Here is a 12,501-nt window from a genome sequence, read left to right on the forward strand (position 1 = left end):
GATGAGGAACAGATCGCCGAGCTGGCCATGCTCGCCGGTTTCGACGACGACCTCGCCACGCAGATCACCGCGACCTCGAACCGGCTGCGCGGGCTGCTCACACTGTCCAGCACCTCGTGACCCACAACAGTGAAGTCAGACACTTCAATGCCGGTGCGTCGCGGGGTTCACGTATTCACGTCGACTTCATCAGAAGTTGCACCACGCGCAGGCCGCATGGGTCTATCATCATGAAACCGTCAACGTGACGGTCTAGGGTGTGGCACGTCATCAGCACCCCGTTCTAGTCAGTACTTCCCTTCTGGAGAGGTACAGGAAAGGTCACTCATGTCCGTCATTCGCGCTGTTCTTGGTCTGGCTCTGATCGCGGCTGCGGTCTACCTCTTCGTCACTTTCGACGAAATCGGTTGGAAGGCTCTCGCTGGTGCTGCGGGTGCGGGTGGTGCCGTGCTCCTCATCACCGCTTTCCGCCGCCGCCCTGATCGTGGGGATGACTCTCTCCGCTGACGCCCGGACCACCCGTTGATAGAGCAGGTGTCATGACGGCGCCACAGCGAGAAGAAAGCCTCGCATTCGTTATCCATGGCAATCCCGTAGCCGATGGTTACATTGCTGAACTCGATTCGGGGTCATTCATCCGCTTGAGTCCTCGTATGGGCGAGTATCTGTTGGGTGATCGAGGCGCCACGGACGAGATGCTCTCCGTTGCAGAGCGAATCGGGGTGAAGCCCGAGGGGCGAGTCGAAGAGCTCTCGCCGGACCTCGGTCCTCGTCTACGCGTCATCAGCCTGGCCAAGATCCAGTACGATCTCGTGCGCAGCGCGGATAACCCTGAATGGTTCCGCCGACTGAGTCGCCTCTTCGATCCACGGGTCGTGTTTCCCGTGGCGCTGGGTCTTTTCATCGCGGGTTTGTGCTCATTTGCGTTCCGTGACAACCCGTGGGAGTCGTTGCAGACACCCGTCAGCTACGTCTTCTTCGTCCTGCTCATCCCCGGCATCTTCCTCACCACCTTTATCCACGAGTTCGCCCACGCTCTCACGCTTCGGAGGTACGGACGAGGGCCACGCCGGGCTGGCATCATGCTTTTCCTCCTGGCACCCGCGGGATTCTGCGATGTCAGCCCGGTGTGGCTTCTGCCCCGACGAGAGAGGGTGGCAGTTTGTGCTGCTGGGGTCATCTGCCATCTTGGTTTGGGCGGTGCGGCGTTGCTCGTGGCGTTAATCATGGACGGTGCAGCGCGACAGGTTTTCGATCTGTATGGACTCTTGGTTGTCCTCACTGGCCTGATCAACTTGATCCCGTTCGTTAAATTTGACGGATACCTCGTCCTTATATCGATCCTGGACAAGCCCTTCCTCCACCAGTCCTCGACGACACTGGCGACACAGGGCCTCGCTCGCGCCATTGTCACCGGAGAATCGCTGCCGGATGCTCAGTCGTCGAAGTTCCTCTTCGGCGTTGCATCCCTCATCACACCTCCTCTCATCATCGCGGTCGCTGTCGTCCGCTTCTTCGGGATCTTCGCCGCCTTGGGTATAGTCGGCGGTATTCTGCTGGCTCTTCTGCTCCTGCTGGTCGCGGTAATGGTGTGGAACGCGCTTGCGCGCACCTACGCGATTATGGTGCACTATAGGGCCACGGTTATCCAGAAGACGATCTTCGTTGTGTGCGTGGTCATGGCTGTTGTGGGCCTCTTGATGGTCCCAGTCCCCCGGACGGGAAGCGGTATGTTTCGGTCGGACGTGGAGAATAATGAGACGGCGACAGTGGCTTTCCATCCATCCATTAAGGAGCATGGCCTTCCGGAAACGGTCAATCTGGAGAACCGAGGCATCTTGCGGCAGACGGTCGCAACAGGCTCGGTCGATCCGAGTAGTGTTCGGGACTGTTCAGTGGCAAGACTGGACTACACCTTTTTCTATATCTCTGGATTCGACGCAACAGAAGACGCCGTCTGCGCTGAGTTGAGTACATTGAGTGCGCCCGTGGGCGTCGATGACGGACTGCTCTCTTACCACCGTGACGACGTGCCGTTGTGGCGCTTCCTGGTGGACTCGGTTCTGGGAAGGAACTAGCAATGATCAACTCATGGAAGAGCCGCCGGATCGGCAAGTACGTCTACTACGAGCCACTCGAGGGCATCCGTCATCGACAAGGTTGGAAACTGCACATCAGCTTTCTCCCGCGCGACTACGAGTGGGTGCTCCGGGAGGTCACGCAGGCGTGTGTCGCACGAACCATCCCTTTCAAGATCGTTGCGGATCGGGAACTGGCTTTCCAGAAGATTGCCAAGGGGGAAAGTCGACTTACTGCCGGCAAATCGTGCGCCATCTATGCCGGCTCTGAAGACACTTGCCGGGAGCTCATCGACGAGCTCGAGGATCGTTTGGCAGGTCTTGACGGGCCGGAGATCCTCACAAGTCTCCGGGTCAGCGAAACTGTCCCGTTGTTCGCTCGGTACGGTGCCTTCCTTGAGATGTACACAGCCGATGAGCACGGATTCCAGATCCACGCCTTCGAACTCATGGATGGTCGCCGTGTTCCCGACCATCGCAGTGTGAGGCCCTCATTGCCGGACGGCGTGAAGCCCGCTGAGTTTTACACCGCGGCGTTGCAGTCGCGGAAGGACCGCGGTACAGAAATCGGTGCAGCTGGCCTGACCGTGGACAAGGTCCTCCAGTACTCGACCGGCGGTGGCGTCTACCTCGGTGTCCACGACGGGGCCACGGTGGTTGTCAAAGAGGGACGTCCGCTGATCGGTCTCGACGTGATGCTGCGTGACGCGGTTGATCGTTTGCGTGACGAGTACGCCGCCCACCGAGCGCTTCAGCATCTCGAGGGTGTTCCGCGCGCTCACGGCCTCTTCCGGGGTAGGCGGCACCTTTTCCTCGTGCGTGAGTATGTCCCCGGGTCAACGGTGCTCCGGGCCCGGGACGACATGCGGGTGGCCCTCGACGAGACCACGTTCCAGCTCTGGTGCGATGAAGTTGAGAAGTCCGCCCACGCGATTCTCGAAAGGATCTGGGATGAGGGCTGGGCAGTGAACGATGTCCAACCCGCGAACTTCATCTTCTCCGACGACGCGGGTCTCTCGTTGATCGATCTGGAATGCGTTCGGCGACTCGACGACGGCAACTCAAACGCTCTGATTGCCACTCGGACCTTCACTCCGGATCCGGAGGCTACCGGTAAGGACAAGGATCTTGGTGGGCTCGCGGCGATGCGGTTGTGGCTTGCCCTCGGGTTCGTGCCCCCGGTCACCGGACCAGCTATGCGTTTCCTGGGGGATGTCGCGGGGGACGTCATCAGTGTCTCCGAGGGTCTGCAGAGATCCTTCGACCTTCTCCAGGAGATCGGCGATCGTCGTGATCGGCGCGACGGTGGGTCGGACGACCGCGCCGGGCTCGTTTCCGTCGCGAACGCTGATGAGGTGCTCCGGACTGCCGAGGCAGCTCGTGCAGAGTCAGAAGAAGAAGAGTTGCAGGGCTTCGCCTCGCGCACTTTGGCCGCGGGCATCCCGGAGGCATTCAACGGCGAGGATCCGGAACTGACGTTCTGGGACGGTGTGACTGGAGCCAGAGCCGTGCTGGGGGCCTCGGAAGGGGACGTTATCGGTGAATCCCCGGCGTTGTTCTCCGAGAGAGAGCGGCCGTGGGAGAGCGCAGGCTGGGAAGAGTACCTCGCCGCAGGCGATGACAGCCGGATGCTCAACGGCTTGGCGACGAGCAGCGCGTTTGCGGCTGCTCTGATGGGTGCCCCGTTCGATGTCGACGGTTGGGCAACGGCAGTCACGCAGCGGCTGAGCAAAGAGGAGTTCAACCGCTCGTTGCGATCCGGGCTCGCCGGCCCTTTGGTGGTCTGCAACAAGGTGGGACGTCAGGGTGGAGCTCCGGTCGAGAACCTCGTCGAACAGCTCGTCGAGACCATGCTTCGTCTGGAACACGGGGACCGGGATGCCTCGCTCCTCGGAGGACGGGCCGGCGCGGCGATCTCATTGATCGCTGCTGACGACATTTTCGAGACGGGGACACGGCAGGAGGGCCTTGCTTTGCTGCGTTCGAGCGCCGAGCGGATCGTCGCGGACCCGAAGTCTGCTCACCGTGGGGGGCTGACCGGTTTCGTCGGCACAATGGCCCTGCTTCGTGCGGTCGCGCGCGACGACGACGAGTTCGCGCAGCTGGGCGGGCGACTTCCGGAGCCGAGCGCGTGGGGAACACTGCGGCATCATGCCATCGGCCTTGCCGGGACGGGGGGAACTTTCATCGCCGCCGACACGCTCGTCGGCAACGCGTCTTGGGCTCGGCTCTCTGCGGAGACCGAGTCGTGGCAACGATGTGCCTGTCTTTACAGCGGTGACGCGCCGTTCAGTCGGAGCGCTGACACACGAGCCTCATACAGTCTCTACTCCGGTCTCGCAGGACTGGTGGCGGGCTTGTCGCTCGGGGGCAGCTTTTGGAAGGAGTGGTTCAGCATTGGGGCGTGAGACACCTTACGGTCCGCCGTTGGATCCCGCGGAGGGTCTCGTTCGCCTCGGACGGATCTGGGCACCTGACGATGCCTACCCACTGTGGGAAGTGTCGCTCGAGTTGGCCAATGACGACCTTCCGAGCACCGTGGGCGGTACGGGGTTCACGCGAGGGGAAGCCCTGATGCGGGCGGCAGGTGAGACCGTCGAGCGGTACGCCTGGGCTCAGTCAGAAACCTCCGGAAATGAGACGGCGGGTAGCGCTGGCGCTCCCGATCTGACGGCAGTCGATCCCAGCGGGTGTGCCAGCGGGCTGGACCGTGATGCGGCTGTGGAGCGGGGCTGGCGGGAACTGATCGAGCGAGACGCGTACTTCATGGTTCTCCTCGGGTTGACGCCCGCCTACTTCGTCCCGCGGCGGTTGTGGTTGCAGACGCTGCCGGAGGCAGTCCGCGACCACGCTGCCTGGAATGACTCGGGCCGGCTCATCCGCGTCGGGTTGGTGCCGGTCACGGACGGCCGCTGGGCATCGGTGACGCTCGTGATGAATGAGACCCCGTTGACCCTCGGATGTGGGCTAGGTGAGTCCGACCGGGCATCCCGCGCCGTTGCAGACTCGATCCGCGAAGCTGTACAGGTCTCCCGCGCCGTATCACTGCACGGCAATGCGGAAGGCTCCAGCGCAGACCCGGACCGTGAACGCCTCCGTCTTCTCGCCAGCGTAGAGGGGCTACGAGCTGCAAAGGAGTTCACGGATCGCTTCATCCCATTGCCCGGTCCTCCCGTTGACGACCTGGATGACATCGACCCCGGTCCCCTGATGGATCCTCGACTCGACCTTTCTGGAGTTTCGCCGTCAGTCGCGGATCTGACTCATTTGTTGCCTCACCGAATCCGCGATCTCGGGTGGACGGCCGTCCGTGTGTCCAGTACCGCGGTCCAGTCCTTCCGGTGGAACGAGTCTCCGCCGTCGTCGTGGTCTCCCCGTCGTCTCGCCCGATTCGGAATCGAGCAAGACGATGAGCGGGTCACTTTCTCGCCGCCCCATCTACTGGTATAGAGGACTGTATGAGCCGATCGCAGATCGTCCTTCTGCCCCCGGACCGGCCCGTGACTGGCGCACGCAAGGTTCACGACATCGACATCGATGGCAGCACGATTCGTTGCGGCGTCGTGTCCGTCAGTGACGAACCTCCGATGCCCGCCGAGGATGAGGTGGTCGTCGCAGTCAGCCATTTCTCCATCAGCTATCGCGATCGCGCGATATCCCTCAACACGACCGCCCAGCTCACGCAGCGGCAGAAGGTGACCTGGTGGCCTCTCGGGAGCGAGTTCGCCGGCACTGTCGTGCGAGTGGGGGACGACGTTGACCCCGCGTTCGATGGCATGGACGTGATGGGACGCAACGACTACATCGCCGACGCTCCCATGCCCCAGGGAGTCTCGACGAACACCGCGTCTCGACGGTACCTCGTGATGAAGTCCCACCGGGTCGTCGAGATACCGGTCGGTATGGATCGCGACCAGGCGGCCGCGTTCACCCTGGGGGCACAGACGGGTGCCTCCCTGGCCCGCAGAGCAGCCGCGGGGCCAGGACGCAGGATCCTGGTGACGGGAGGCAACTCCCACACTTCGCGATTCGCCGCGCAGTTCGCTGCGTTGTCTGGCGCCTCCGTCGTCGTGACGTCACGTGGGGAGGATCGGTGGGGCAAGCTGAACGAACGGATGCAGTGGACGACCCTGAACGAACTCGCTGAGCAAGCGGCCAGTGGGTCCGCACCGTCGTTCGACGCTGTGATCGACCCGTTCATCGACACCTACGCGCCGACCAGCATGGGGTGCATGAAGGAATACGGCACCTACGTGACCTGTGGGTTTGCGGGCCAGGCACTCTTCGGAGACGCGGCTCCGCGTCTGCCGGATGTCTTTGCGCCGGCCATGGTTCGCAACGCGCGCATTGAGGTGAACGCCATCGGTGTCGCCGAGGATCTGGACCATGCATTGTCGGCGTTCACCACGGGTACGATCGAGATGCCGCCGGTCCAGGTCTACGATGACGCGTCGGTGACGGACTTCCTCGACCGCTCGTTCGGCGTCGCTCCTGCAACCGCCCGTCCCGTGTACTCCTATTGAAGGGCCACCGATGTATCAGGGCACATGCGCTGACATGTACGACGACGTCACGCGGAACGACTCCAGCGAGATCGACGCCATTCTTGCTGCCCTCACAGACCTCCCGGAGGCGAGCGTCGTCATCGATGCCGGATGCGGATCGGGACGCCTCACTCTTCCGCTTCTCACCTCGCTCCCGATTCGTGTCTTGGCGCTTGACGTGAGCCCCCGCATGATCCAGTTGCTTGAGGACCGATTGAGCGACGCTTCCCAGCACCCTCAACTGGACTCGAGAGTCGCTGACATCACCGCACTGCCGGAGGATGTTCATGCCAGCGCCTACGTTCTCGGGACGTCGACGATCAGCCACTTCAGTTCTAGGGACCGCGCGCGCGTGCTGAGTGGGGCACACCGGTCGCTGGAGCGAGGGGGTCGTCTTGTGATGACCTACGCACCCCGCTCCATCCCCCCGCGCCCCGTGCCGGTGACCGGAGGGTCGGGCCGGCGTTACTGGTTCTCGGCAGAACGGGGCGATACGCCCGGAACCACCGTCTCGATCCTGCAGAGTGAGGACCGTTCGTCGACGTGTCGCTCGCTCGTCTACGACGCGAGCGTCGATACGATCCTCGCGGAGATTGCTGGTGCCGGTTTCGTGATCGATCAGGTCGTTCCGCTGGCCGGTGTGGAAGAGCACATTCTCGTGAAGGGAGTCAAGCGGTGACGTCATTCCTGTGGGCAGGCGTTCGGGGTTCCTCTCCAGTGCAACCGCGGTGGACCGTTGAATCTGAGTCAGGGTGCACGGTGCGGTTCGCGGACGGGGTTTCGGCCCTGGACCTGAACTCCGGCCTATGGAATGTGCCGCTGGGCTACCGTAATGCACGCGTCGGCGAGGCGGTCATGGCCGCGATGACTGTGGGATCCTACGGTGGCGTCTTTCGTCGATCCTCTGTGGCGGCAGAAGAGGTGGCCGAACGCCTTGTGCACCTGTGGCCACGTGGGACCTACGGGAAGGTGCTGTTCGCCACTTCGGGCAGTGCCGCCAATGATGCGGTGATCAAGCTCTCCCGGCTGCATCGTCGACGTCTGGGCCGCTCCGATAGGCCAGTCGTGGTCTCGTTCGAAGGTAGCTATCACGGTCAGACCCTCGGCGCTATGGGTCTCTCCGGAGAGGATCTGCTCCAGGGCGAGATGCTCACTGCCCCGCACGAGTTCGTGAAGGTCCCCGTGGATGACTCGGATCGTGTCCGACAGATCCTGGACAGTCATGGGACCCGGATCAGCGCCGTGTTCATCGAGCCACTCCAGGGCACCGGCACTCGGCCGATGGACGATGCTGTTCTGCAGGAGATCTTCGAGGCCCGCCGACGTCATGGGTTCCTGGTAATAGCTGACGAGGTGGCAACGGGATTCGGCCGGACAGGGGTGATGTTCCGAAGTGCTCGGTGGCGGGAGTCCGCAGACCTGGTCGTGCTCTCCAAAGCCCTGACCAACGGAACTCAAGCTGCGTCTGCCATCCTGGTCGGCTCTGAGGTAGCGGATGTCTTTGCCGCGCAGGGGGCGATCTTTCCGCACGGCGAGACGCAGGCTGGGTCGCTGTGGGCCTGCGCGGCGATGAACGCGGTTCTGGACGAATTCGAGGAGCGGTTCGGGATGGTCACCGCTGATGCTCAGCTGCCCGAGACGCGATCCATGGAGCAGTTTCTCGACAAGGTGAGCGCGCCCTCGATGGGCCTTCAGGTTCGGGGCGAAGGCATGTTCTACACGATCACCGGTACCGAGGATTTCGACGGTCTCGCAGTGGGAGAGCGTTTACGCTCGGCCGGTTTGGTGGTGCACGCAGGACTGCATTCGATTCAACTTGCACCCCCGTTCGTTCTCTCCCATCAACAATGGGCCGACGCGGCGGAGACACTGAAGGAAGAACTCCATCGAGTGTGTGCAGATGGCTGACGCCCCCCTCGTCGTCGTTGACGCAGGCCTCGTCGAATCCGGCGTCGTCACGACGGATCAGGTTCGCCGACGGTTTGCTGGCTCAGCAGCCGAGGTGGTCACCGCGCGAGGAAACGACATCGATGAGGTGGCGGGCCTGGCGCGGCGTGACCCGGCCTCCTTCCATGCCGTCGGCGGAGGTGCCGTCATCGACACGGTGAAGCTGGCTGCGCTTGTGGCCAGCTCTCATCTGGATCTTCGCCGCCTGTGGGACGCTGATGCGCCACCGTACCTCCTCGTCGAGCCATCACCCCGGGGCAGGCCTATGATTCCTGTCTTCGCCAACGCGACGACTCTGGGTACCGGGGCAGAGGCCTCGGACAAGGTGTCCGCACGCCTGCCGGGGGGACGGTTGACGCTGGTCCAGTCTCGGCTCCTGAAACCCGTGTGGGGGCGCGTCGATCTCGACTTGGTTCGTCACCTCGACGTCCGAGCCGTGGAACTCGGTCTCGGCGAGGTGCTCTTCCGGCTTCTCGGTCCGATGATCGAGTCCCGACTAACCGACTCTGATCGGCAATTGCTCGCCATGGCACGGCTGCTTCTGGACGCGATCCGACGGCGAGAGTGGGAGTCACCGGACAGCAGACCTCACGCGCTGGCCGGCGTGGCTTCCGTGGGTGCGTGGTTGCATTCGCCGGGAGTCTTTGCAGGTGGCTCTCGTTTCATCGGACGACCCTGGTACTTGGGCAGGACAGTCCAGGAACTGTACCCGGAGGTCGCCAAGGTCGAAGCGATCTACGACGCATGGCTCCGATGGGCCCACGTGATCGAGGCTTCAGGTGAGGAGCTGATGCGGGAACGCTGGTGTGGGATCGCGCTCTCTCTCGGTCTTAACACAAATGTTCACCAGTTCGTAACCCGAATGAGGGACACGCTGCGCTTGACCTTCGATCTTGGGGATCGATACCCTGACGGTGTCAAAAAGATCCCGGCGTTGACGGAATCTCGATGGGGCGCGTTGCTCTCTCTTGACTCTGGCGAACGGTCTTGTTTGATAGAGGCTTATCACCGCTGAGTGAGGGCCGGACGTGCGATTCTTTGCAGAGGAGGTGAACGAGAATGGAGAACCGCGAGATCAAGGAGAACCTGGAGGCCACTGAGGTGGACGCCCAGGAGCTCGAGGAGATGGACGCGCCGATCGATGACGGCACCGTCTCGGCTATCGTTTCCGCGACCGCTGTGTCGGTGGGCGTGACCATCACCTGACGGTGGTGTTCAGAAGCCGCCCGCCCGGTGAGCCGGGCGGGCGTCTTCTGTGTAAAAATGGGGCTCCGCGTTGGCCTCGCGGGCCGTTTCTCGTAAACACACGGGTGGAATTCGGCCGAATGGAACAGGAGGCAGGGAGATGAGCGCCAGATGTTAGCGGTACGAGGATTGCGAAAAACCTTCGGTGACTACGTCGCGATCCGCGATGTCACGTTTGATGTGCCATCCGGCGCCATGGTGGGTTTCCTTGGTTCAAACGGAGCTGGAAAGACCACAACTATGCGGATGATCATGGGGATCATGGAGCCTGATCGAGGCGAAGTCCTCTTTGACGGCGAACCGATCACCCGTGACCAGCGCGCTCAGATCGGTTATATGCCGGAAGAGCGTGGTCTGTACCCCAAACAGAATCTGGAAGGCCAGCTCGCATACCTTGCCGAGCTGAAAGGCGTACCCCGCCGTCGAGCCGTGAAAGACGCCCGCGACTACCTCGACCGATTCGGGCTGGGTGATCGGCGCAAGGACCTTTTGGAGTCGCTGTCTCTCGGAAATCAGCAACGGGTGCAGATCATTGCTTCGATCATGTCCCAGCCCAATTGCCTCGTGCTGGACGAGCCGTTCTCCGGCCTCGACCCGAAGGCGATCGATGACATGTCGGAGGTTCTCCGAGATGTGACGCGGCAAGGGGTCCCCGTGCTGTTTAGTTCCCATCAGCTCGACATGGTCGACCGACTCTGTGATGAGATGGTCGCGCTGTCCGGAGGAGAAGTGAAGGCTGCTGGTGATCTCGAATCCCTCACCCGGGGACGACCGCTCCGGTATCGCGCGGTGCTTCGGCCGACTGATTGGCCGGGTCGGATCGACGGCGTCCAGGTGATCGAACATGTGCAGAGTGGCGACCACGACATCGCCATCTTCGAAACGCATGACCCCGGCGCCGCGCACCGACTCATGCGGGACGGGGTTCAGAAGGACGTGATTGTCGAGTTCTCCCGCGTCGTCCCGACGCTGTCCGAGATCTACCAGGAGGTCGTGTCATGACCGCAGCACCGCGACGTCCGTCTGTCCCTGCGTGGTGGACCGTGATGCGGCGGGAGTTCTTCGTACGCATCACGGATAAGACCTTCCTCCTCTCCACCGCCACCATGCTTCTGCTGATCGGAGCGTTCTTGGGCCTGATGGCCTTCAACGGCAACCGAGAGAGCGAGATGCTGCGCGTCGGTGTAACAGAGTCCTCCGCCGTGCAGATCGTCGAGGCTGCCGATGCTGGCGGTGACCCGTCGTTCGAGACCGTTGACATCGGCGATGCAGCAGGCGTACGAGGGGGAGTCGAGGCCGAGGAACTCGACTTCGGCTTGGTCCGGACCGGGGACGCGTGGGAGATCATCACACGGTCAGCAGGGGAAAACACCAACGCGTTGAACGCTCTCCGGGCAGGGGTCTCGGACTCGGTGGTCGCCCAGAATGCGGAAGCGGCCGGTGTGGACCTCGCGGCACTGACCGCGGACGCTGACCCGGAGATCGTCGAGGTGGGGGCCCAGGGTGAGAACGGCGTCTGGGCATCCGCTCTCCCGCTGATCTTCGGTCTGGTGTTCTACATGGCCGTCATCCTGTTCGGCACGTCGATCGCGCAGAGCGTCGTGGCGGAGAAGGAGTCGCGCATCGTGGAGATCCTCGCAGCCAGCATGTCTTTGCGGTCATTGCTCCTCGGCAAGATCCTGGCGACGTCCCTGCTTGCTTTCCTTCAGATCACGCTCTTCGCCGGGGCGACAGTCCTGGGCATGCGCCTGATGGACATCAGTATCGAAGGAACGGATCTCACCACCGCGCTCCTTTGGTTCGTGCCGTTCTTCATCGTCGGATTCCTGGGCCTTGCGTGCATCTGGGCAGCTGTCGGAGCGGTCGCATCGCGCACGGAAGATCTCCAGGCGACCTCGTTGCCGCTGACGCTAGGCTTGGCGTTGGTGCTTTTCGCTCCCATGATCCTCGACAAGGAGTGGACGGAGATCATGTCCTTCGTTCCCCTGTTCAGCTCTGTGCTGATGCCTGGCCGCATGTTCACCGGCTCGGCCGAACTCTGGGAGGGACTCCTCGCCCTGGGCCTCGGCATCCTGTTCTGCGCCATCACGTTGGTGCTGGGTGACCGGATGTATCGGAGAAGCGTTATGCAGACGGGAACGCGGGTCAGCTGGCTCGCGGCGCTGGGCGGTTCCAAACGCTGATAGCCCCCACCATTCTGTGCGGTGGCGATTCGGTGACCCGAAGCCCGGCGGGAGCACCTGAGGTAGCTCTCGCTCGAGATGAGAAGGCCCCGGCCATGCGGCCCGGGCCTTCTCATGATCGAGTCGACGGCGGTGGTCAGTCGTGCAGCCGCTGAGTCTCGTCCTGCCACAGGCTGGTCTGCGGGCGGAGGGCCTCCTCGACGGCGCGGGCGTGGTGGCCGCAGAAGAGCAGCTCACCGCCGCCGGTCAGGACGGCGCGCACATAGGCCTGGGCGCCGCAGCGGTCGCAACGGTCGGAACGGGACAGGGCGGCCGGCTCGGCCAGGGCGCTGACGGACATGGGTTCCTCCTCGGGTCTGTCGGATGCGGGGCGGGCCAGTGAGGCCTCACCCTGCGTGTCATCCCATGGAACAGCAAGGATGGCAGGGACCTTCCCGTTCGGTCCCGGTGCCGCGGCCGGTTTCGCCACCCGCGTACGCGCCTGTCGGGTGGACGCGCCCCAGC

At 63.0% G+C, this 12,501-nt stretch carries 12 protein-coding genes; 11 read left to right on the forward strand and 1 reads right to left on the reverse strand.

Features of this window, described 5'->3' with window-relative positions; all coding sequences use genetic code 11:
• The first annotated feature begins 327 nt into the window (after nt 1-327).
• The 11 genes from FM125_RS05480 (at nt 328) to FM125_RS05520 (ending at nt 11,997) form a co-directional block, all read left to right on the forward strand.
• Nucleotides 328-507, forward strand: coding sequence for a hypothetical protein (locus tag FM125_RS05480; protein WP_087133898.1), 180 nt, complete (start codon nt 328-330; stop codon nt 505-507).
• A 146-nt stretch (nt 508-653) separates the two neighbouring features.
• Nucleotides 654-2,078: a zinc metalloprotease gene (locus FM125_RS05485; RefSeq protein ID WP_087133899.1), complete on the forward strand. Its 1,425-nt coding sequence runs from the start codon at nt 654-656 to the stop codon at nt 2,076-2,078.
• A 2-nt stretch (nt 2,079-2,080) separates the two neighbouring features.
• Nucleotides 2,081-4,486: a class III lanthionine synthetase LanKC N-terminal domain-containing protein gene (locus tag FM125_RS11960; protein ID WP_180525380.1), complete on the forward strand. Its 2,406-nt coding sequence runs from the start codon at nt 2,081-2,083 to the stop codon at nt 4,484-4,486.
• A gap of 166 nt (nt 4,487-4,652) precedes the next feature.
• Nucleotides 4,653-5,528: a YcaO-like family protein gene (locus tag FM125_RS12460; protein WP_425435791.1), complete on the forward strand. Its 876-nt coding sequence runs from the start codon at nt 4,653-4,655 to the stop codon at nt 5,526-5,528.
• Nucleotides 5,529-5,536: 8 nt separating this feature from the next.
• Entirely contained in the window at nt 5,537-6,601 is a 1,065-nt protein-coding gene (locus FM125_RS05495; protein ID WP_087133900.1) for a quinone oxidoreductase family protein, read from the forward strand.
• Nucleotides 6,602-6,635: 34 nt separating this feature from the next.
• Nucleotides 6,636-7,301 (forward strand): class I SAM-dependent methyltransferase, encoded by a 666-nt coding sequence (locus tag FM125_RS05500; RefSeq protein ID WP_180525385.1) that lies wholly within the window; start codon nt 6,636-6,638, stop codon nt 7,299-7,301.
• A 38-nt stretch (nt 7,302-7,339) separates the two neighbouring features.
• Nucleotides 7,340-8,530: an aminotransferase class III-fold pyridoxal phosphate-dependent enzyme gene (locus tag FM125_RS05505; protein WP_281251969.1), complete on the forward strand. Its 1,191-nt coding sequence runs from the start codon at nt 7,340-7,342 to the stop codon at nt 8,528-8,530.
• Nucleotides 8,523-9,584, forward strand: a complete 1,062-nt coding sequence (locus tag FM125_RS05510; RefSeq protein ID WP_087133902.1) for an iron-containing alcohol dehydrogenase — start codon at nt 8,523-8,525, stop codon at nt 9,582-9,584. Before FM125_RS05505 ends, FM125_RS05510 begins: the two co-directional genes overlap by 8 nt.
• 44 nt (nt 9,585-9,628) lie before the next feature.
• Nucleotides 9,629-9,775, forward strand: a complete 147-nt coding sequence (locus FM125_RS11965; protein WP_180525391.1) for a daptide-type RiPP — start codon at nt 9,629-9,631, stop codon at nt 9,773-9,775.
• A gap of 150 nt (nt 9,776-9,925) precedes the next feature.
• The gene (locus FM125_RS05515) at nt 9,926-10,816 is read left to right on the forward strand and encodes an ABC transporter ATP-binding protein (RefSeq protein WP_087133903.1); all 891 of its coding nucleotides are present in this window, start codon (nt 9,926-9,928) and stop codon (nt 10,814-10,816) included.
• Nucleotides 10,813-11,997, forward strand: coding sequence for an ABC transporter permease (locus tag FM125_RS05520; RefSeq protein WP_087133904.1), 1,185 nt, complete (start codon nt 10,813-10,815; stop codon nt 11,995-11,997). The genes FM125_RS05515 and FM125_RS05520 overlap by 4 nt, the downstream gene beginning before the upstream one ends.
• Before the next feature lie 136 nt (nt 11,998-12,133).
• On the opposite strand, the gene FM125_RS05525 is transcribed toward FM125_RS05520, so the two are convergent.
• Entirely contained in the window at nt 12,134-12,337 is a 204-nt protein-coding gene (locus tag FM125_RS05525; RefSeq protein ID WP_087133905.1) for a DUF7455 domain-containing protein, read from the reverse strand.
• Nucleotides 12,338-12,501 lie beyond the last annotated feature (164 nt).

The organism is Micrococcus lylae, from assembly GCF_900163825.1.
In the GTDB taxonomy this organism is placed as follows: domain Bacteria; phylum Actinomycetota; class Actinomycetes; order Actinomycetales; family Micrococcaceae; genus Micrococcus; species Micrococcus lylae.